Annotated in this window: 19 protein-coding genes; 6 read left to right on the top strand and 13 right to left on the bottom strand. The window is 63.9% G+C overall.

Annotation, left to right across the window (positions count from 1 at the left end):
- Positions 1 to 7: 7 nt before the first annotated feature.
- Together G7007_RS05630 and G7007_RS05625 are read right to left on the bottom strand one after the other, a co-directional pair.
- Positions 8 to 1,258 (bottom strand): sarcosine oxidase subunit beta family protein, encoded by a 1,251-nt coding sequence (locus G7007_RS05630; RefSeq protein WP_181099760.1) that lies wholly within the window; start codon positions 1,256 to 1,258, stop codon positions 8 to 10.
- Positions 1,259 to 1,273: 15 nt separating this feature from the next.
- A complete protein-coding gene (locus tag G7007_RS05625; RefSeq protein WP_181099758.1) occupies positions 1,274 to 2,527 on the bottom strand; it encodes a serine hydroxymethyltransferase in 1,254 nt (417 codons plus the stop codon).
- Positions 2,528 to 2,874: 347 nt separating this feature from the next.
- On the opposite strand from G7007_RS05625, the gene G7007_RS05620 reads away from it, so the two are divergent.
- Positions 2,875 to 3,915 (top strand): threonine aldolase family protein, encoded by a 1,041-nt coding sequence (locus tag G7007_RS05620; RefSeq protein ID WP_181099756.1) that lies wholly within the window; start codon positions 2,875 to 2,877, stop codon positions 3,913 to 3,915.
- A gap of 308 nt (positions 3,916 to 4,223) precedes the next feature.
- Here the strand turns inward: G7007_RS05620 and G7007_RS05615 are convergent, their stop codons facing one another.
- From G7007_RS05615 to gbcB, 3 genes are all read right to left on the bottom strand, one after another.
- Entirely contained in the window at positions 4,224 to 4,514 is a 291-nt protein-coding gene (locus G7007_RS05615) for a cell division protein ZapA (RefSeq protein ID WP_181099754.1), read from the bottom strand.
- Positions 4,511 to 4,741, bottom strand: coding sequence for a hypothetical protein (locus tag G7007_RS05610; RefSeq protein ID WP_181099753.1), 231 nt, complete (start codon positions 4,739 to 4,741; stop codon positions 4,511 to 4,513). The genes G7007_RS05615 and G7007_RS05610 overlap by 4 nt, the downstream gene beginning before the upstream one ends.
- A gap of 199 nt (positions 4,742 to 4,940) precedes the next feature.
- Entirely contained in the window at positions 4,941 to 6,041 is a 1,101-nt protein-coding gene (gene gbcB, locus G7007_RS05605) for a glycine-betaine demethylase subunit GbcB (RefSeq protein WP_181099751.1), read from the bottom strand.
- A gap of 294 nt (positions 6,042 to 6,335) precedes the next feature.
- Here gbcB and gbcA point away from each other — a divergent pair, with 294 nt between their 5' ends.
- Positions 6,336 to 7,628 carry a glycine-betaine demethylase subunit GbcA gene (gene gbcA / locus G7007_RS05600; protein ID WP_181099749.1) on the top strand — a complete coding sequence of 431 codons (1,293 nt, stop codon included), beginning with the start codon at positions 6,336 to 6,338 and terminating at the stop codon, positions 7,626 to 7,628.
- Positions 7,629 to 7,708: 80 nt separating this feature from the next.
- On the opposite strand, the gene G7007_RS22480 is transcribed toward gbcA, so the two are convergent.
- The 7 genes from G7007_RS22480 to G7007_RS05565 all read right to left on the bottom strand — a co-directional run bounded on the left by G7007_RS22480 (position 7,709) and on the right by G7007_RS05565 (position 16,412).
- Positions 7,709 to 8,488, bottom strand: a complete 780-nt coding sequence (locus G7007_RS22480; protein WP_258198495.1) for an RHS repeat-associated core domain-containing protein — start codon at positions 8,486 to 8,488, stop codon at positions 7,709 to 7,711.
- Between the two features lie 105 nt (positions 8,489 to 8,593).
- Positions 8,594 to 9,364: an electron transfer flavoprotein subunit beta gene (etfB, locus tag G7007_RS05590; RefSeq protein ID WP_181099745.1), complete on the bottom strand. Its 771-nt coding sequence runs from the start codon at positions 9,362 to 9,364 to the stop codon at positions 8,594 to 8,596.
- Positions 9,365 to 9,374: 10 nt separating this feature from the next.
- Positions 9,375 to 10,607: an electron transfer flavoprotein subunit alpha gene (etfA, locus tag G7007_RS05585; RefSeq protein ID WP_181099742.1), complete on the bottom strand. Its 1,233-nt coding sequence runs from the start codon at positions 10,605 to 10,607 to the stop codon at positions 9,375 to 9,377.
- Positions 10,607 to 12,562, bottom strand: a complete 1,956-nt coding sequence (gene dgcB, locus G7007_RS05580) for a dimethylglycine demethylation protein DgcB (protein ID WP_181099740.1) — start codon at positions 12,560 to 12,562, stop codon at positions 10,607 to 10,609. Before dgcB ends, etfA begins: the two co-directional genes overlap by 1 nt.
- A 186-nt stretch (positions 12,563 to 12,748) precedes the next feature.
- Entirely contained in the window at positions 12,749 to 14,809 is a 2,061-nt protein-coding gene (gene dgcA / locus G7007_RS05575; RefSeq protein WP_181099738.1) for a dimethylglycine demethylation protein DgcA, read from the bottom strand.
- A 16-nt stretch (positions 14,810 to 14,825) separates the two neighbouring features.
- Positions 14,826 to 15,356, bottom strand: coding sequence for a DUF5943 domain-containing protein (locus G7007_RS05570; RefSeq protein WP_060392182.1), 531 nt, complete (start codon positions 15,354 to 15,356; stop codon positions 14,826 to 14,828).
- Between the two features lie 78 nt (positions 15,357 to 15,434).
- A complete protein-coding gene (locus G7007_RS05565) occupies positions 15,435 to 16,412 on the bottom strand; it encodes a dipeptidase (protein ID WP_060392181.1) in 978 nt (325 codons plus the stop codon).
- Between the two features lie 250 nt (positions 16,413 to 16,662).
- Between G7007_RS05565 and G7007_RS05560 the strand changes: the two genes are divergently transcribed.
- The 4 genes from G7007_RS05560 to G7007_RS05545 all read left to right on the top strand — a co-directional run bounded on the left by G7007_RS05560 (position 16,663) and on the right by G7007_RS05545 (position 19,382).
- Positions 16,663 to 17,436 (top strand): hypothetical protein, encoded by a 774-nt coding sequence (locus tag G7007_RS05560; RefSeq protein WP_181099736.1) that lies wholly within the window; start codon positions 16,663 to 16,665, stop codon positions 17,434 to 17,436.
- A gap of 51 nt (positions 17,437 to 17,487) precedes the next feature.
- Complete coding sequence (locus G7007_RS05555) at positions 17,488 to 18,204, top strand: hypothetical protein (RefSeq protein ID WP_181099734.1); 717 nt, start codon at positions 17,488 to 17,490, stop codon at positions 18,202 to 18,204.
- A gap of 133 nt (positions 18,205 to 18,337) precedes the next feature.
- On the top strand, positions 18,338 to 18,733 hold the full coding sequence (locus G7007_RS05550; protein WP_181099732.1) for a lysozyme inhibitor LprI family protein: 396 nt from the start codon (positions 18,338 to 18,340) through the stop codon (positions 18,731 to 18,733).
- A gap of 391 nt (positions 18,734 to 19,124) precedes the next feature.
- Positions 19,125 to 19,382, top strand: a complete 258-nt coding sequence (locus G7007_RS05545; RefSeq protein ID WP_181099730.1) for a hypothetical protein — start codon at positions 19,125 to 19,127, stop codon at positions 19,380 to 19,382.
- Positions 19,383 to 19,587: 205 nt separating this feature from the next.
- Here the strand turns inward: G7007_RS05545 and G7007_RS05540 are convergent, their stop codons facing one another.
- The gene (locus tag G7007_RS05540; RefSeq protein WP_181099728.1) at positions 19,588 to 20,694 is read right to left on the bottom strand and encodes a choline metabolism transcriptional regulator GbdR; all 1,107 of its coding nucleotides are present in this window, start codon (positions 20,692 to 20,694) and stop codon (positions 19,588 to 19,590) included.
- Positions 20,695 to 20,902: the final 208 nt, after the last annotated feature.

Below are 20,902 nucleotides of genomic sequence, written 5' to 3'. Positions count from 1 at the left end.
TCTCCGATTAGTGGGCGACGGCGGCGGCGCCGTGCTCGTCGATCAATGCGCCGGTGTAGAAGCGATCCATCGAGAAAGGCTTGGCGATCGGGTGCATCTCGCCCTTGGCCAGGCTGGCCGCGAAGATGTTGCCCGAGCCCGGGGTGGCCTTGAAGCCGCCGGTGCCCCAGCCGCAGTTGAAGAAGAGGTTCTTGACCGGGGTCTTGGTGATGATCGGGCACGCATCCGGGCAGGTGTCGACGATGCCGCCCCACTGGCGGTTCATGCGCACGCGCGAGAGGATCGGGAACATCTCGACGATGGCCTGGACGGTGTGCTCGATGACCGGGTACGACCCGCGCTGGCCGTAGCCCACGTAACCGTCGATACCGGCGCCGATGACCAGGTCACCCTTGTCGGACTGGCTGATGTAGCCGTGCACGGCGTTGGACATGATCACGCTGTCGATGATCGGCTTGATCGGCTCGGATACCAGGGCCTGCAGCGGGTGCGATTCCAGCGGCAGACGGAAGCCGGCCAGACGCGCCATGTGCCCGGAGTTGCCCGCGGTGACCACGCCGACGCGCTTGGCGCCGATGAAGCCTTTGTTGGTCTCGACCCCGATGACCGCGCCGTTCTCCTTGCGGAAGCCCGTGACCTCGGTCTGTTGAATCAGGTCCACGCCCAGGGCGTCGGCCGCACGGGCGAAGCCCCAGGCCACGGCATCGTGACGGGCCACGCCGCCGCGACGCTGCACGGTGGCGCCGAGAATCGGATAACGGGTGTTCTTCGAGCAGTCCAAGTGCGGGATCTCGGCCGCGACCTGTTCGGTGTTGAGCAGCTCACCGTCGATGCCGTTGAGGCGGTTGGCGCTGACCCGACGCTCGGAGTCACGGATGTCCTGCAGGGTGTGGCACAGGTTGTAGACGCCGCGCTGGGAGAACATGACGTTGTAGTTCAGGTCCTGGGACAGGCCCTCCCACAACTTCATGGCGTGCTCGTACAGGCGCGCCGACTCGTCCCACAGGTAATTGGAACGCACGATGGTGGTGTTGCGGGCGGTGTTGCCGCCACCCAGCCAGCCTTTTTCGATCACGGCCACGTTGGTGATGCCGTGTTCCTTGGCCAGGTAGTAGGCCGTGGCCAACCCGTGCCCGCCACCACCGACGATGACCACGTCGTAGACTTTCTTCGGCGTCGGCGTGCGCCACATGCGCTGCCAGTTCTCGTGGTGGCTGAGGGAATGTTTGAGAAGGCCGAAGCCTGAAAAGCGTTTCATGATCAAAGCTCCCACTCAGCGGTAAACGGGGAAGTCCGCGCACAAGGCGGCGACGTTCCGGGCGACGTCGGCCTCGACATCGGCATCGCCGAGGTTGTCGAGGATGTCGCAGATCCAGCCAGCCAGCGCCACGCATTGGGCGACCTTGAAGCCACGGGTGGTGACGGCCGGGGTGCCGATGCGCAGACCGGAGGTGACGAACGGCGACTGCGGATCGTTGGGCACGGCGTTCTTGTTGACGGTGACGTGAGCGCGGCCCAGGGCCGCATCAGCGTCCTTGCCGGTCAGGCCTTGACGGATCAGGCTGACCAGGAACAGGTGGTTGTCGGTGCCGCCGGAGACCACGTCGTAGCCACGGTCGACGAAGACTTGGGCCATCGCCTGGGCGTTCTCGATGACCTGCTTCTGGTAGGTCTTGAACTCAGGCTCCAGGGCCTCCTTGAAGCACACGGCCTTGGCGGCGATGACGTGCATCAGCGGGCCGCCCTGGGCGCCCGGGAAGACCGCGGCGTTGAGCTTCTTCTCGATGTCCGGGTTGGACTTGGCCAGGATCAGGCCGCCCCGTGGACCGCGCAGGGTCTTGTGGGTGGTGGTGGTGACCACGTCGGCGAACGGGATCGGGTTCGGGTACAGGCCGGCGGCGACCAGGCCCGCGACGTGGGCCATGTCGACGAACAGCAGCGCACCGACCTTGTCGGCGATCTCGCGGAAGCGGGCGAAGTCCAGGGTCTTGGAGTAGGCCGAGAAACCGGCGACGATCATCTTCGGCGTGTGCTCGATGGCCAGGCGCTCGACCTCGTCGTAGTCGATCAGGCCGGTGGCAGTGTCGATGCCGTACTGCACGGCGTTGTACAGCTTGCCGGACGACGAGACTTTGGCGCCGTGGGTCAGGTGACCGCCATGGGCCAGGCTCATGCCCAGCAGGGTGTCGCCCGGTTGCAGCAATGCCAGGTACACGGCGCTGTTGGCCGACGAGCCGGAGTGCGGCTGGACGTTGGCATAGTCGGCACCGAACAGTTGCTTGGCGCGGTCGATGGCCAGCTGCTCGACTTTGTCGACGTGCTCGCAACCCCCGTAGTAACGCTTGGCCGGATACCCTTCGGCGTACTTGTTGGTCAGGCCGCTGCCTTGAGCCTGCATCACGCGCTTGCTGGTGTAGTTTTCCGAGGCGATCAGCTCGATGTGGTCTTCCTGACGCTGCTCTTCGGCATTGATCGCCGCCAGCAGTGCATCGTCGTAACCCTGGATCTGGTCTTGCTTGCTGAACATCTTGATTCTCCCGGCAGCGATCATTCTTGTCATTGAGGGCACTTCGACCCTTTGCGGCGATGGTAGGGCCGCGACGGGGGGTGGCAGATGCCTGCGCACGCCTCGCAATGGCGCGTTTACGACATTGCTCGGTCGAGACGACGGAACCTGACGATGGGCTGTCTGTCGGGCCTTTGCAGACAAGACCCTGCAGGGGTACGGCGCTATGCCGTGAAGACGCCGGAAATGCCCTTGCCAGAGGGCTTGCGTACAGGCCATGCGATGGGGCGCGGCAGGCTGGGCAGCGTGCGTAGGCAGTGGGCCAGACAATGGTTTAGAGTGCGTTTTCACCGTTCCGGGACTGCCTCATGAACAACAACAATCAGCAATTCGCCAGCGACAACTATTCCGGCATCTGCCCCGAAGCCTGGGCGGCGATGGAGCAAGCCAACCTGGGTCACGAACGTGCCTATGGCGACGACCAGTGGACACAGCGCGCGGCCGATCACTTTCGCCAGCTGTTCGAAACCGACTGCGAAGTGTTCTTCGCCTTCAATGGCACCGCGGCCAACTCCCTTGCCCTGGCCTCGTTGTGCCAGAGCTACCACAGCGTCATCTGCTCGGAGACCGCGCACGTCGAGACCGACGAATGCGGCGCGCCCGAGTTCTTCTCCAACGGTTCCAAGCTGCTCACGGCAGGCAGCGTCAGCGGCAAGCTCACGCCCGAGTCGATTCGTGAAGTGGCCAGCAAACGTCAGGACATCCACTACCCCAAGCCGCGTGTGGTGACGCTTACCCAGGCCACCGAGGTGGGGACCGTCTACCGCCCCGACGAACTCAAGGCCATCAGCGCGACCTGCAAGGCGCTGGGCCTGAACCTGCACATGGACGGGGCACGGTTCAGCAACGCGTGCGCGTTCCTCGGCTGCACGCCGGCCGAGCTGACCTGGAAGTCGGGGGTCGATGTGCTGTGCTTCGGCGGGACCAAGAACGGCATGGCCGTGGGCGAGGCGATCCTGTTCTTCAACCATGACCTGGCTGCCGACTTCGACTATCGCTGCAAGCAGGCCGGGCAACTGGCCTCGAAGATGCGCTTCCTGTCGGCGCCCTGGGTCGGTCTGCTGGAGGATGGCGCCTGGCTGCGCCATGCCCAGCATGCCAACCAGTGCGCGCAGCTGCTGGGCAGCCTGGTGAGCGACATCCCCGGGGTGAGCCTGATGTTCCCGGTCGAGGCCAACGGGGTGTTCCTGCAGATGCCGGAGGCGGCCTTGCAGGTCTTGCGGGACAAGGGATGGCGCTTCTACACCTTCATCGGCAGCGGCGGTGCGCGGTTCATGTGCTCGTGGGACATTCAGGTGGCACGAGTGCAGGCGCTGGCGGCGGACATTCGGCAGGTCATGGGAGGTTGAGAGGCGCCAGGGGGCTGACAGGATCGAGTTGGCCAGAGAAAGCCACTGTGACGGGGCCGACGCCATCGCGGGCAAGCCCGCTCCCACAGGGTCCCTGCTTCAGGCACACAACACGGCCACTTCAGCCCGCCCCTGTTGGAGGTTGAAAGGCCCCAGGGGCTGGCGCTATCGCAGGCACGCCCGCAGGGTCTCTGCTTCAGGCGCACGGCACCGCCACTTCGGCCTAGCTCAGGTCCCTGTGGGAGCGGGCTTGCCCGCGATGGCGCTCGTGCCGACACCGACGCCATTGACCAGCGAATCGATCGGCCTCAGCCCTCACCCAACGTGCGGCTGAGGGTCTGCACGGTGGCGCTGACCTGCTCCTGGCAACGTTCGAGCGTCTGCTGATGCTCACGCTGCAGGTCGATCTGGCGCGAGCACAGGTTGAGCGCAGCCAGCACCAGCAGCTTGTCGCCGATCAGGGTCGGGTACAGACGCTTGGTCTCGCTCAACGCGCGCTGCAGCATCTGCACGGCCTGGTCCAGCGTCTGCTCCTGGCCTTCGGGCGCCTTGATGGAGTAGTCGCTGCCGAGGATCGACACGACATTGACCGAACTCATGCGCCGACGGTACCGGCGCTGGCGCGCTCGACCAGGGCCTGGATGCGCGCGGCGGCGGCACCGTGCTTCTCCTCATGCTCCATCAACGCCAGCTGCAGCGTGTCGTTCTCTTCCTTGGACTGGGTCAGCGCCTGGTTGAGCTGGGCGTTCTGCTCGGTCAGACGGGCGTTCTGTTGTACCAGATCGCCGACCAGTTGTTCGAGGGTGTTCAGGGATGCTTCCAACATTGCGCTATCTCGGTTGTTGCGGGGGCGCACACGATAAAGAAAAGCGCCCAGGCCTGCCATTAAATATCAGTAACATCGGTTACCAGCTGGGCACATGGACTCGAGCGAGCGCGCCGGGTTCCGGAAGCGGCTGTCCGCTCGTCCAGAACCCAGCGAGAAGAGCGCGCCGACCTCATCGGCCGACGCGTAGGGAACGGCTTCAGTATTCGATGCGCACATCGCCCTTCGGCACGCTGCAGCACGACAGGATGTAGCCTTCGGCTTCGTCTTCTTCGGTAATGCCGCCGTTGTGCTCCATGTCCACTTCGCCGCCGAGCTTGAGCACCTTGCAGGTTCCGCAGATGCCCATGCCGCAGGCCTTCGGAATCATCAGGCCGACCTTGGCCGCCGCCGCGTGTACGGTTTCGCCCGGCGCGATGCGGATGCTCTTGCCGCTGTCGACGAATTCCACCAGGTTCAGATCCGCCGTCGGCACGTCCGGTGCGTCGGCCGCCTGCTCGGCATGCTCCACGGCGTCGGCCTTGGCTTCCGGCGGCGTCGCGCCGAAGGACTCCTCGTGGTAGCGCTTCATGTCGAAGCCTGCGTCCTCGAGCAGGCGCTTGACGGCGGTCATGTAGGGCGTCGGGCCGCAGCAGAAGATCTCGCGGTCGAGGAAGTCCGGCGCCATCAGCTCCAGCAGGCGCTGGTTCAGGTAGCCCCGGTAGCCGGCCCAGGGTTCGCCCAGCCCGTGCTTCTCGCAGATGATGTGCAGGCCGAAGTTGGGCACCCGCGAGGCCATCTGCTCCAGCTCACGGTGGTAGATGATGTCCTTGGGGGAGCGGGCGCTGTGCACGAAGACCATGTCGACGTTGGCGTTGGTGTCGTAGAACCAGCGGGCCATCGACATCACCGGGGTGATGCCGACGCCACCGCTGAGGTAGAGCACCTTGGGCGACGGGAAGTCGATGGCATTGAACAGCCCCACCGGCCCGTGCACGGCCAGCTCCTGGCCCTCGTGCAGGGTGTCGTGCAGCCAGTTCGACACCTTGCCCCCCGGTACGCGCTTGATGGTCACCGAGAAGCTGTAGGGGACCGACGGCGCGCTGGAGATGGTGTAGGAGCGCATCACCTGCTGGCCTTCGATCTCCAGCTCGAGGGTCACGAACTGCCCGGGTTTGAAGAAGAACATGATCGGCTGGTCGGCCATGAAACAGAACGTACGCACGTCCCAGGTTTCCTGGATGACCTTGACGCAGCGCACGACGTGGCGGCCATTGGCCCAGGTCTGGGTGGTGACCGGATTGAGGAAAGGATTGGACATGTTCGTCTCCAACAGCCGACAACGGCATTTTTTATGCGTCGATGATGCGCAAGCCCGACAGGCCGCACTTGCCTATCTACGACGTCGGCGTGCTTATCGCGACCAGCCTTGTGGGGCAAGGGCTGGCGCGTCGGGAACGGATTCGGCCATGTCGCCCATGGATACGGATCGGGACGGCGGCGAACGCACACTCCACCGCAAATGAACACGCTGTTTCTCGCAAACAGCCCTGCGGCACTACAAGAACGATTAGCCACTTTTCGTTGGCCGCCTGCGGCCAAGAGGACCGATACGATGGACGTCACCGCAACCCTGAGCCTGGGCGATCCACTGGAACCTGCACGCAAGGCCACCGCCGAGATGCTGCAGACCCGCGAGCGCACCTACTCGCTGCCTCAGCCGTTCTACACCGACGAGCGTCTGTTCCAGATCGACATGGAGGAAATCTTCCATAAAGAGTGGCTGATCGCGGGCATGACGTGCGAGATTCCGGCCAAGGGCAACTACATCACCTTGCAGATCGGCAAGAACCCGATCCTGGTGGTGCGCGGCACCGAGGGCAAGGTGCACGCCTTCCACAACGTCTGCCGTCACCGCGGCTCGCGCCTGTGCGTCAGCGACAAGGGCAAGGTGGCCAAGCTGGTCTGCCCGTATCACCAGTGGACCTACGAACTCGACGGCCGCCTGCTGTTCGCCGGCACCGAGATGGGCGCCGACTTCGACATGAAGCAGTATGGTCTCAAGCCGGTCAACGTGAAGGTCGCCGGCGGCTACATCTTCATCAGCCTGGCGGAAAACCCGCCGGCCATCGACGAGTTCCTGGCCACCTTGGACCATTACATGGAACCGTACGACATGGAGAACACCAAGGTCGCGGTGCAGACCCAGCTGTTCGAAAAGGCCAACTGGAAGCTGGTGCTGGAAAACAACCGCGAGTGCTACCACTGCAACGGCTCGCACCCCGAGCTGCTGCAGACCCTGCTGGAGTTCGACGACACCAACGATCCGCGCGCCAGCCAGGAATTCAAGGACCAGGTCGCGGCCTGCTCCGCCGCCTGGGAAGCCGAGAAGATTCCGTACCTGCACAAGAGCCATGGCCTGCGTAACCGTATCGTGCGCATGCCGCTGCTCAAGGGCACCGTGTCGATGACCATGGACGGCAAGCCGGCGTGCAAGAAGTTGATGGGCCGCATCCAGAACCCGGACCTGGGTTCGATGCGCATCCTGCACCTGCCCCATGCCTGGAACCACTGCATGGGCGACCACATGATCGTCTTCACCGTGTGGCCGATCAGCGCCCAGGAGTCGATGGTCACCACCAAGTGGCTGGTGCACAAAGATGCCGTCGAAGGCGTCGACTACGATCCGGCGAACATGCGCAAGGTCTGGGACGCCACCAACGACCAGGACCGTCGTCTGGCCGAGGAGAACCAGCGCGGGATCAACTCCACGGCGTACCAGCCGGGGCCGTACTCCAAGACCTACGAGTTCGGTGTGGTGAACTTCATCGACTGGTACAGCGAGCGGGTATTGAACAACCTGGGGGCTGAGCCTGCGCCTTACTTGAAAGAAGTCAAAACACAATAAGGCAATGAGTGCCGGAAAAAAGCGGAGGGCGATCAAAATCGTGATCCGCTTTTTTCGCTCAGCTGTGATTGAGGTGACTGCTATCCTTTTCGTATGTTGGATGCGGCCCCAGTCATGATTGCGCTGTCGCTTCGGGGCCGCGATGTCGAGCGGCGTGTACTGTCAGACGGTATGGCAGGCTCCACGCCCGGACTCCTGCTCCGGCTCAGGTCTTGAAGCGCGACTGTAACCACCTCAGGTTTCCAAGGTCGTCGCTTGCTCATTGCCCACGCCTCGAAACCTGTCGTGACCAATGAGATGCCTGTCAGCCCAGCCAGTACCCATGTCTGCCATTTATTGTCAGGCTCGACGGTCCTGGCGACCCCGATGGCCAACCCTGCGCTAGCCGATAGCGCACTGATGCTCGAAAGCACCCAATCTCTACGGTCCGGCATGACGATGCTTGAAGCAGAGCCAATGACGTCCCCCCCCGTACGCGCGGCGATCGACTGTTTGTAGAAGGATCTGAACCTCAAGCCACTGACGAACAATCCAAGCACGTTGGTCATGATGCTGAGCACGGGAAGCACGTACTTCTCGGCTTCACGCCCCGTCGGATCACAGTGATTGACAGGGTCACCCAGGCAATAAGCATAAGCGTTGAGCCCGCCAGCGCCGAACGGACTCAACCGATCAGCCGAGAGAAAACGCCCGAGTGTGGGGTTGTAGATTCGATGGCCATTGCCCAGATGATAAAACCCGGCAACCGGGTCACGCCGTTCACCACAGAATGCCAGCATGGGTAAAGGCGAGCTGACGCTGCCATAGGGCGTGTAGGCAGGAGAAGCGCTCAGCCGAAAGCGGGCAAATGATCGTGTCATCATGTCGACAGGCTCTGAGAGTTTGGGCCACCTTAGTACACAGCCCCCCGTCGCGGTACTGGCAAAACTGGCAGGTGGGTGCAGCCCTGCGTCTGCACCCGCGAGTCAGCGCAACACACCCTCTTCCACCAGCAGTTTGACGATCGCCTGGGCGGCCTCCTGCGGCGACGCATCCTTGAGCACCTTGCCACCTCCTCCACTGGCCTTGGCCGTCGCCGCCTTCATCCGGTCGGCGCCGCTCTTGGCCTTGATCACCTTGAGGCGTTTGGGTCGCGGCTTGGCCGGTTGCAGCTCGGCCTCGGCCAGCAGCTCGTCTTCCACGATGGCTGCACTACGGGCGGCCAGCACACCCCGGCGTGCCGGACCGAACGCGCTTTGGCGGGGCTTGGGTGCGGCGGTGTCGACGGTGGCGAGTACGGGCAGACGCACCTTGAGACGACGTCGCTGGCCGCGAGGCAAGGCCTGAAGGACCTGGGCGGTGCCGTTCTCGATCGACTCCACCTCGGCCAGGCCGACCACCAGCGGCCAGCCGAGACGCTCGGCCAGCAGGAACGGCAACATGCCCGACCCCTCGCCGGTTTCGGCCTGGCTGCCGGTCAGCACCAGTTGCGCGCCAGCCTCTCGCAGATACTCGGTGAGGACGTTGAGCACATCTGCCCCCACCGGTTGCTCGAGCACGTCCAGGTGGTCCAGGCCCATGCCCAGGTAGCCACGCAGGGCCTCTTCGCGAGGATCCCCCGCATGCACCACCTGCAACGCGTCCCCGGCCAATTGCAAACCCAGTTCCACGGCGCGCGCGTCCTGCTCGGCGCGTCGGGCACGGCCCGACCCAGGGTGCGAGCCGATCGACACCAGGCTGATGACTTTGGTCTTCATGCTTGCCTCCTCAGGCCGCGTCGCGCTGTTCGCCACCGCGTAGCTGTTCGACGGCCTCGATCAGTGCCTGTAGCACCGCCGTGCTGTCACCGATGATCGAAAGGTCCGCGCGCTTGATCATGTCGCAACCCGGGTCCATGTTGATCGCCACCACTTTCTCGCAGGCACCGATGCCTTGCAGGTGCTGGACAGCGCCGGAGATGCCCACCGCTACGTAGACCCGTGCCGTGACCCAGGTACCGGTCGCGCCGACCTGACGGTGGCGCGGCATGAAGCCATCGTCGACCGCCACCCGCGAAGCGCCCTCGGTCGCGCCCAGCGCGGCCGTGGCCCGGTGGAACAGGTCCCAGTCCTTGATACCGTTGCCCCCGGAGACGATGAACTCCGATTCGGCCATGGCGATCGAGGCAGGGTCGACCGCGACCGAGCCCAGGTCTTCGATGCGCGACAGACTGCGCGCCACCTGTACCGAAAGCACCACCGGCAGTGCCTCGTGACGCGTCTCGCTGACGGGCTCGGCGCATTCGGGCGCTGCCAGGATCACCCGTGGCAGGCTGCGTTGCAGGTCCTGTTGTCCAGCCCCGGCACGGCCGATGCACTGGCCATCCTTGACCTGCCAGACGCGCGTGGCCGGCCGCTCGCCCAAGGCCGCCGAGAGACGACGCCCCAGCTCACCGCCACTGCCACGGCTGTCCGGCAGCAGCCAGTGCTGCGGCGCGAACTGGTTGTCCACCGCACGCAGGCCCTGGACCAACTGCTCCGGTGCGTACCCTTTGTACTGATCGCCTTCGAGCACCAGCAGGCGATCGACGCCCGCGGTGTCGAAGTGGTCCTCCTTGTGCTCACCGAACACGATCGCCAGGACCGCGCCGTCGCTGCCTGCCAGGCTGCGCGCCAGGCCGAGCACGTCACGGTCGTAGGCGCCCAGGCGACCGCCGATCATGTCGGGCACCACCGCCACGTAGAAGGCCGGATTCACGACCTGGTGCAGTGGCAGCTGGACCTCGGCAGCGGCGCCACGTCGCGCACCCGTCGCGGTGCCCTGTTGGGCGCCGCTGCGATCGATGCGCTTGAGGCCATGGGGGCCAATGAAGCCGGCCGCCATCGCGTGGACGTTCTTGCGCATCACCCCATTGGGGCCCATCCACTGGGTCTGTTGCGTCTGCATCGCCGCATGCAGCGGGTGCAGGCGGTTACGGGCAATCCACTCGACCCGTGGGTCGCGACGAATGATCTCGCTCATCAGTGCACCTCCGCGAGTTCAGGTTTGGCAGGCGCTGCCTTTCGCGTGGTGGCAGGCGCTTCGTCCTCGATCAGCACCTCGGCCACCAGTTCGGCCAGGTCCTTGATCTGCGGCCGTGGCTCGACCACGCCTTCGAGCATGGCCGTGCATTGCGGACAGCCCACCGCGACCACCTCGGCCTCGGTTTCACGGATGTCGTCCATGCGCATGTCCGGGATCCGCTGCTTGCCCGGGATGTCGGTGATCGGCGCACCGCCGCCACCGCCGCAGCAACGTGAGCGGAAGCCCGAGCGTTCCATCTCGCGCACTTCGATCCCGAGCGCGCGCAACACCTCGCGCGGGGCTTCGTATTCGCCGTTGTAGCGGCCCAGGTAGCACGGGTCGTGGTAGGTCACGCTACCGCCCTTGTGCTGCCCCAGGTTGAGCTTGCCGGCCGCGATCAGTTCGGCGATGTAGGTGCTGTGGTGCTGCACCTGGTACTCGCCGCCCAGCGCGCCGTATTCGTTCTTGAGCACGTGGAAGCTGTGCGGATCGCAGGTCACGATGCGCTGGAAGCTGTACTGGCTCAGGGTCTGGATGTTGCGCTTGGCCAGTTGCTGGAAGGTCGCCTCGTCGCCCAGTCGGCGCGCCACGTCGCCGCTGTCACGCTCCTCCAGGCCCAGCACGGCGAAGTCCACGCCGGAGGCCTTGAGCACTTTGACGAAGGCGCGCAGGGTACGCTGGTTGCGCATGTCGAACGCGCCGTCACCGACCCAGAACAGCACTTCGGTGCGCTTGACCTCACCGAGCACCTGCATGTTCAGGTCGGCGGCCCAGTTCATCCGCCCGCCCGGGTTGAAGCCGCCGGGGTTGTCGGTGGCGATCAGGTTTTCCAGCACTTCGGCGCCCTTGTTCGGCGTGGCGCCTTTCTCCAGCGTCAGGTGCCGACGCATGTCGACGATGGCATCGACGTGTTCGATCATCATCGGGCACTCTTCGACGCAGGCGCGGCAGGTGGTGCACGACCACAGCGTCTCGGCATCGACCAGGCCATTGACGATCGGCTGGTGCGGACTACCGCCATGTTCGCCGATCGGCTTGCCAGGGTACGGACTGCCGGCAAAGCGGGCATCGGTGCCGCCGGCCAGGCCGACGACCATGTCCTGGATCAGCTTCTTCGGGTTGAGCGGCTGGCCGGCGGCGAATGCCGGGCACATCGCTTCACAGCGGCCGCACTGGACGCAGGCATCGAAGCCCAGCAGCTGGTTCCAGGTGAAGTCGGCCGGCTTTTCCACACCCAGCAGTGCGTTCGGGTCTTCCAGGTCGATCGGCTTGAGCCCGCTGGAGCGGCCACCGCCGAAGCGCTCGGGGCGACGGTGCCAGGCCAGGTGCAGGGCACCGGCGAAGGCATGCTTCATCGGCCCGCCCCAGGTCATGCCGAAGAACATCTCGGACACGCCCCAGAACACACCCAGGCACAGCAGGCCGACCAGGATCCAGCCACCGGTGCCGGCCGGCAGGATACCCGCCACCGGCAGGGTGGCGACGAAGAAGGTCGCGGCGAACACCAGCAGGCTCTTGGGCAGACGCATCCAGGGGCCTTTGGACAGGCGCGCAGGCGGGTTCACCCGGCGCTTGTAGACGAAGAGAGCACCCGTGAACATGACGGCCGTGGCCACCAGCAGCGCGTAGCCGAGGATCTGGCTCTGCAGGCCGAAGCCGTAGACCGCGATGGCCAGCAGCGCCGACAGCACGAAGCCGCCCGCGGTGGCCACGTGGGTATTGGAGATGTACTTGTCGCGCCCGACCACATGGTGCAGGTCGACCAGATAACGGCGCGGCACGGCCAGCAGGCCGCCGAGCAGGTTCACCTTGGACGGCCGCCCACGGCGCCACATGCGCACGCGGCGTACGGCACCCAGCACGGCCAGGCCCAGTGCGGCGAACAGGAGGATGGGTATCAGGGTGTTCAACATGGGTTTAGCTCCCATTGAGTCGCGGGCGGCGCGGTTTGGGCGGCAAGAGACAAGCTTCAAGCTGCAAGCAAAGGCAGCTGCGTCGACTCATGTTTCGGTATGCAGGGATCAAGGCGTGCCACGGCAAGTAAAAGCACTAGGAAGTGCTCTTGCTTGCCGCTTGCAGCTTGTCACTCGCCACTGCTTCTAGAAGTCCTTGCACAACCGCAGACCATCGTAGATCGCCGCATGCACGTTACGCTGGGCCACGCAGTCACCGATGCGGTACAGCAGGTAGCCTTCGCCCGGCTGCGACAGGATCGGCTGTGGCTGGATGGCGAACAGCGCCTCGACGTCGATCTGGCCCTTGTTGCGCGAACCGTCCTTGAGGGCGTAGTACAACGCCTCGTCGGGACGCACGCCGTTCTCGATCACCACCTGGTCGACCACACGCTCTTCGCGGCCTCCGGTGTATTCGTTCTCGAGCACGGCCACCAGCTTGTCCCCCTCGCGGTAGACCTTTTCCAGCATCATGTCGCCGGTCATGATCACTTCCTTGGGGTACATGCTGCGGTAGTAGGTCGGGAACGTCGTCCCGCCCATGGCCACGCCCGGCTTGATGTCGTCGGTGACGATCTCGACCTGGCTGCCCTTGTCGGCGATGAAGTCGGCGGTGGACATGCCGGTGAACTCGCAGATGGTGTCGTAGACCAGCACGTTCTTGCCCGGCGCGACCTTGCCGTCGAGCACGTCCCAACTGCTCACCACCAGGCCTTCTTCAGCGCCCCAGTGTGGGTTCTGTTCGACGAACGGGTGACCGCCGACGGCCAGCACGATGATGTCCGGACGCAGGTCCTTGATCGTGTCGACGTCCGCGGCGGTGCCCAGGCGCAGGTCGATCTTCAGGCGGGCGAACTCCAGCTGGTACCAGCGGGTGATGCCGGCGATCTGGTCGCGCTGCGGCGCCTTGGCGGCGATGGTGATCTGCCCGCCGATCTGCTCCTTCTTCTCGAACACGGTCACGTCGTGGCCACGCTCGGCCGCGACCCGTGCAGCCTCCATCCCGGCAGGGCCGGCACCGACGACGACGACCTTGCGCTTGGGCCCAGTGGACTTCTCGATGATGTGCGGCACGCCCATGTATTCACGGGAAGTCGCGGCGTTCTGGATGCACAGCACGTCCAGACCCTGGTACTGACGGTCGATGCAATAGTTGGCGCCGACGCACTGCTTGATCTGGTCGACCTGGCCCATCTTGATCTTGGCGATCAGGTGCGGGTCGGCCATGTGCGCACGGGTCATGCCGACCATGTCGACGTAGCCACCCTCGAGGATGCGCTGGGCCTGGTTCGGGTCCTTGATGTTCTGCGCGTGCAGGACCGGGACCTTGACCACTTCCTTGATGCCGGCCGCCAGGTGCAGGAACGGCTCTGGCGGGTAGCTCATGTTGGGGATGACGTTGGCCAGGGTGTTGTGCGTGTCGCACCCCGAGCCGATCACGCCGAAGAAATCGACCATGCCGGTGGCATCGTAGTACTGGGCGATTTCCTTCATGTCTTCGTGGCTGAGGCCGTCCGGGTGGAACTCGTCGCCACAGATGCGCATGCCGACGCAGAAGTCGTCACCCACCTCGGCGCGCACGGCCTTGAGTACTTCCAGACCGAACTTCATGCGGCCTTCGAAGCTGCCGCCCCATTCGTCGGTCCGCTTGTTGACGCGCGGGCTCCAGAACTGGTCGATCATGTGCTGGTGCACGGCCGACAGTTCGACGCCGTCCAGGCCACCTTCCTTGGCCCGGCGCGCGGCCTGGGCGTAGTTGCCGATCACCCGCCAGATTTCCTCGGGCTCGATGGTCTTGCAGGTGGCCCGGTGAACGGGTTCACGGATGCCGGACGGCGACATCAGGGTCGGCCAGTTGAAGCCGTCCCAGCGCGAGCGCCGCCCCATGTGGGTGATCTGGATCATGATCTTGGCGCCATGCTTGTGCATGGCATCGGCCAGGTTCTGGAAATGCGGGATGATCCGGTCGGTCGACAGGTTCACCGACGCCCACCATTCCTGGGGGCTGTCGATGGCCACCACGGACGATCCACCGCAGATCGCCATGCCAATGCCGCCCTTGGCCTTCTCTTCGTAGTACTTGACGTAACGGTCGGTGGTCATCCCGCCGTCGGTGGCGTACACCTCGGCGTGGGCGGTACTGAGCACACGGTTACGGATGGTCAGTTTGCCGATCTGGATCGGCTGGAACATTGCTTCGAAGGCCATGACGCGTTCTCCGGCTTTACAACGGCTTCGTTACGAACAGGCCATCTTCGTGACCTTCTTCAGAGCCACCGTAGACCTGCTCGGCCACGGTGCGAATCGAGCTGCCACGGGCAGCGAGGATCTGGTCCATGGCACCGGCGAACCAGCCGGTGAACATGTAGTCGACCTTGCGGCCGACCTTGCCGTACACGTACACGAACGCCGAGTGCTTGAGCTTGACGCTGCAGGTGCCCTTGTCCAGGTCGATGTCCTGGATCTCGAACAGGCCCCAGCCGCGCTGGGACAGGCGCTTCATGTAGTGTTCGAACACCGCCACGCCTTCCAGGCCATGGCATTCGGCTTCTTTCTCGCACCAGTGCCAGGCGGACTTGTAGCCGGCCTTGTAGAGGATCTCGGCGTACTTGTCGGCGCCCAGGACTTCTTCGATGCCCATGTGGTTGTTGACGAAGAAATGACGCGGCACGTACAGCATCGGCAAGGCATCGGAGGTCCAGACGCCAGTCTCGCTGTCGACTTCGATGGGCAATTGCGGGGCGATCTTGGCCATGGAAACCTAACTCCAGAATTAGTGTTGGATAAGAGCGCCCTGGCGCAGCGGCCAGGGCTGAAACAGGTAGGCGGGGGCTTACTCGCCCCAGACGTCGCGCAGCACGTTGACCCAGTTCTCGCCCATGATCTTGCGCACCACCCGCTCCGAGTGACCGCGCTTGAGCAGCGTCTCGGTGAGGTTGGGGAACTCGCCGACGGTACGGATACCCAGCGGGTTGATGATCTTGCCGAAGTTGGTCAGGCGGCGGGCGTAGCCCTTGTCGTGGGTCAGGTACTCGAAGAAGTCCTTGCCATGGCCCTGGGTGAAGTCGGTCCCGATGCCGATGGCGTCCTCACCGACGATGTTCATCACGTACTCGATGGCTTCGGCATAATCGTCGATGGTCGAATCGATGCCCTTGGCCAGGAACGGCGCGAACATGGTCACGCCGACGAACCCGCCATGATCGGCGATGAACTTCAGCTCTTCGTCGGACTTGTTGCGCGGGTGATCCTTCAGGCCCAGGGGCAGGCAGTGGGAATAGCAGACCGGCTTCTTCGACTCGAGGATGACTTCCTCGGAGGTCTTGGAGCCGACGTGGGACAGGTCGCACATGATGCCGACCCGGTTCATCTCGGCGACGATCTCGCGACCGAAGCCCGACAGGCCGCCGTCACGCTCGTAGCAGCCGGTGCCGACCAGGTTCTGGGTGTTGTAGCACATCTGCACGATGCCCACGCCCAGCTGCTTGAAAATCTCCACGTAGGCGATCTGGTCTTCGAAGGCATGGGCGTTCTGGAACCCGAAGAGGATGCCGGTCTTGCCCTGCTCCTTGGCCTTGCGGATGTCGGCGGTGGTGCGTACCGGCATGACCAGGTCGCTGTTCTCGCGGATCAGCTTCTGGCTGGCGGCGATGTTGTCCACGGTCGCCTTGAACCCTTCCCACACCGACACCGTGCAGTTGGCGGCGGTCAGGCCACCCTTGCGCATGTCCTCGAACAGTTCACGGTTCCACTTGGCGATGATCAGACCGTCGATGACGATGCTGTCGGCGTGTAATTCGGCTGGGCTCATCAGGCTGTCCCCTTCTTGTCATCTTGGTCGCGCCGCCAGTGCATGGGCGCTTTGGAGGCCAGCATATGCCTGCGCGCCCGACGAGCAGGATGTAAAAACGACAGGGGGTTTGCCGAAAGCGTCAATCGTCGATTCGGGGCGTCGCCGAACGTCTGGCTCGCGCTGAAACGCCTCCCTCTGGGGTGTCTGGCGCTGCCGCTGCATGCTGATCGGGCCGTATACGAACGGTTCACTCACAAGGAGACTTCCCATGCTGCAATCCGAAGCCATCGACTTCTTCTCGAAGATCGAATTGTCGCCAGCCCTCCGTCCCGTGCCTTTCAATACGCTTCTGTCGGCACCCAGCTCCTCTCTGCCAGGTGACTTGGTCGAGGCAGGCAAGGCGAATGGCGCCGTCATCGGCGATGCGGTCGTCGGCCTGACCGACCGACTGTCGGAGCAGAACGCCAAGGACGTCATGAATTGCATCTCTCTGGCACAGCAGTACGCCAACCAGAAAGCCAACAAGGAAGCTCAGCTCGGCCAATGGTTCGACGCCTATTTCGAAGTGCTCCGTTACGCCGGCTGGAACACCCGCAACTATGCACGCCAGCAATATTCGCCGTCGGCACGCAGTTTCTCCATGGACCAGATCGCGCTGGAGATCATCCAAGCGGCCAGTCAAGGCCAGTTTGTCTTCGTCGAAATGGCGCGTCAGGCGTTCGGCGCGTTGCAGAACAATGAAAAGGCCCTGAGCATCCTGGAAAACAACAACGCGTCCGAGACCTTTGCCACGTTCCAGACCCTGCCTTGTACGGAAACCACCTCGGGCGTGCCGGCGATGATCATGACGTGCATCGATTTCAAGAAGAAGGTCAGCCAGCGCAAGGTACTGTTCTTCCGCTTCAACCGCAGTGACGTCGACATCTACCGCGCAGCGACGCAGATCGAGCTGAACACCTACCACTACGGCAAGATCCGCAACCAGATCGAGGACAAGCTCCACAAGACTGCCAACGACTTCTTCGAAGGTATCAACTTGTGATGCGTCGAATGTGCCGATTCGTTCGGCGCGTCTGCTTCCGAGGACGACCCAATGCCTGACGCCACTACTCGCTACATCAATGCCGCGCAGATCGTGGCCTTTGCGCCATCAATCGCCACCACGCTCAAATCCGACATCCTGTACGTCTCCCTGCTGGCTCAATTGCTGGCCGACAAGGCACGGTTCACCACCTTGAGCAATTGGCATCACGGTTACACCAGTGCCCTGACACGCATGCACTGGGTGCGCACGAGCGATAGCGTGCATTCGATCACGCCGGACTCGCCGACCGCGACACTGACGGACCTGATCGACACTGCCGCGATGCCGATGCACGCGAAGATCCTGCTGATGGACACCTTGCGTGCATTGCGTCAGCCGACCAACACGCATGCGCTGACCATCTTCCGCCAGGCGGTCTGCAAGCCTCATGGTCATCTGCGGCCCAGTAACCTGTGGTTCGGGCTGGTACAGGTGACAGATGCCTCTGACATCAAGACCTTCGCCCTGACCGTGGAAGCACCTGAGCCCACGCTGTCGCTCGACTGGTCGGGCAGTGCATTCGATACGGTACCTGAAGGCTCCATCTTCAAGCTGCGCTATGCCCAGTGCGAACTCGCGCCTGCCTACGATGAGATCAGAGCCAAGGTCGTCAAGGCACTGGGCGACAAGCCGGGCCAGTACCTGAGTGTGATCGAGAACGCTCAAGACATGCCGGATCCAGCACCGCCCCTGGGCGTGACGCCTGGCGACATCAAGATGAAATGACCTGCGCCTGCTTGCCGTAGCGCTGACCATGCGCGCGGCAAGTCTACCGATGAACACCCTGACGCCTGCTGTTCAACGGGCCGGGTGTTGCGCGAGAATCGCGCTTCTTTCATGACGACCCGGAGAGCGATGGATGAAACGTATGGCAGGCCTGGCCCTGATGGGTTGTCTGTTGAGTGCCCATGCGGCACAGGACGAAAGCACCCCATGCGACACGGTCGAGAACGACCAGCAGGCTTACGCCTGCGCCGCCTTCAATCAGCAGACCGCAGAGCGTGAACTCAAGGCAGCGTTCGACGATCTGCTGCAGCGCGTGAACGATCAATACCCAGGGGCCCAGGCCCAGGCGCTGGTACATCGCCTGAACGCGGCCGACGCCCTGTGGCGCCAAGTGCGCGAGGCTGACTGCGAAGCCGAAACGGGCAGCGTGCAACCTGGCAGTCAAGCCCATCAAGCGGCATGGAACAACTGCATGGCCCAACACAGCGACGACCGCTCCGAATACCTGCAATCGATCTTGCAGCCGTGAGCGCCAGACGTGTCGGCGTCTTCCTTCGAGAATCCTCATCACAGGCTGACCCTTTGCGATGCGGCCGCATCGTGTCGTCAAGCGCCTGGCATCGCTCAGGTGCAGGCGCCATCACGCAAGACGCCATAAAAAAATAGCCCCGGAAAGCCGTGAGCCTCCGGGGCCAAGCGCGAGCACTGTCCACGATGCACGAACGTGGGTGACCAAACCCTTCGTTGCGTCGATGCAGCGAGTGTGCGCACTTGCCACCTTGCCGGTTTAGCCGGAAACGACCTGTTCTTAGCCAAAGCGGCCATGCACGCACGCCAGGGTTGCGGGCCTGTCGTCCTCGTCACAGAATCGGTCGCAAACAACAGCAGCACACGCTCAGCGATCGACGAGGGAAACAGCCATGATGCATGCGGATTTGATTGACCAGGACGATTTGGCAGGCCACCTGCGCTCGCGCGGGTTCGACATTCCAGCCGGCGCCAGTGCCGAGCAGGCCTGCGAAACGGTGGTGCGTGGGCTGACGCACGCCAATGCGCGGGCGCTCAAGGATGTGGTCGAGGCCATGTACACCGGTAGCGCGACCATTCTGCCGGCGGTACGCCAGGCAATCGACAAGCAGTTGCTGCCGGCGCTAGCACAGTTCAAGACCCGCGGCTGAAACAGCGACCTGGCCTTGGCGGATGCTTCTGCCAAGGCCAGGGTTTTCAGGCGGCGCTCGCCGTCCCTCTCCCCAACCTTTCTGATGCCGATGCATCAGCTGCACCGGCCTCATCGCGGGCAAGCCCGCTCCCACACCCGTCAGTGCCCACAGACTGTCGCGGGCCTGTGGGAGCGGGCTTGCCCGCGATGCAGACGTCGCGGTCTCAGAGCCTCACACTGGCGAAGGTCGACTCGTTGCGCGCCTGGCTCAGCGCCGCCATCGGCCCGCTGTGCGGCGACAGCACCATGGCCTGCGGGATCGGCATCATCGCCACCTGCTGGGTGGTGTTCGAGCCGACACGCTCGTCGCGCGGCGGAATGCCGAAGTATTCGCGGTAGCACTTGGAGAAGTGCGGCGTGGACACGAAGCCGCAGACCGACGCCACCTCGATGATCGACATCGGCGTCTGCTTGAGCAGCTGCCGTGCGCGGATCAGGCGCAGCTTGAGGTAATAGCGCGATGGCGAGCAGTGCAGGTACTTCTGGAACAGCCGCTCCAGCTGTCGGCGCGAGACCGACACGTACACCGCCAGCTCGTCGAGGTCGATCGGCTCTTCCAGGTTGGCCTCCATCAGCGCGACGATCTCCTGCAGCTTCGGCTGGTTGGTGCCCAGCATGTGCTTGAGCGGCACGCGCTGATGGTCCTGCTCGTTACGAATCCGCTCGTAGACGAACATCTCGGAGATCGCCGCCGACAGTTCGCGGCCGTGATCACGGCTGATCAGGTGCAGCATCATGTCCAGGGGCGCCGTGCCGCCGGAGCTGGTGAAGCGGTTACGGTCGAGGGTGAACAGCCGGGTGCTCATGTTGACCCGCGGGAAGGCTTCCTGCATCGCGGCCAGGCATTCCCAGTGCACGCTGCAATCGAAGCCGTCGAGCAGGCCGGCACAGGCCAGGGCCCAGCTGCCGGTGCAGACCGCACCGAGGCGGCGCGACTGGCGGGCCTGGGTCTGCAGCCAGCTCACGTGCTCGCGGGTCACGGCACGCTGGATGCCGACGCCCCCACAGACGATGATCGTGTCCATCGGCGGCGCGCTGTGCATGGAGGCGTCCGGGGTGATCTGCAAGCCGTCGCTGGCCCAGACCTGCCCACCGTCCAGGGTCAGGGTGTGCCAGCGATACAGCTCGCGCCCGGACAGCTGGTTGGCCATGCGCAGCGGCTCGACGGCCGAGGCCAGGGAGATGAGCGTGAAGTTGTCCAGCAGCAGGAAGCCGATGGACTGAGGGGCTGTGCGGTTCTGGTGCTGGCTTCCGGAGGTGTACGACGTCATCGCGAGTTCTCCACACAATGCAGGGTGTGCCTCAGGCGGGCACTGTTTCTTGTCAGGGCCCCGATTCGTCTGCGGGGCTTTGTACAACACAACGCAAATGTCGTGCCTGAGATTGAACGGTCGTCCAAAAAATCCTGAAAACGACCATGCAGTCAGTTTGTAGGCGGTTTCGACAGCGTCTGTAATCCTTTGCTAACCCTCGTCCCAG

Source organism: Pseudomonas entomophila, assembly GCF_013523125.1.
GTDB classification, from domain to species: Bacteria; Pseudomonadota; Gammaproteobacteria; order Pseudomonadales; family Pseudomonadaceae; genus Aquipseudomonas; species Aquipseudomonas entomophila_B.
Note: the sequence above shows the minus strand (reverse complement) of the source record. Positions and strands in the feature narration are given on the sequence as shown.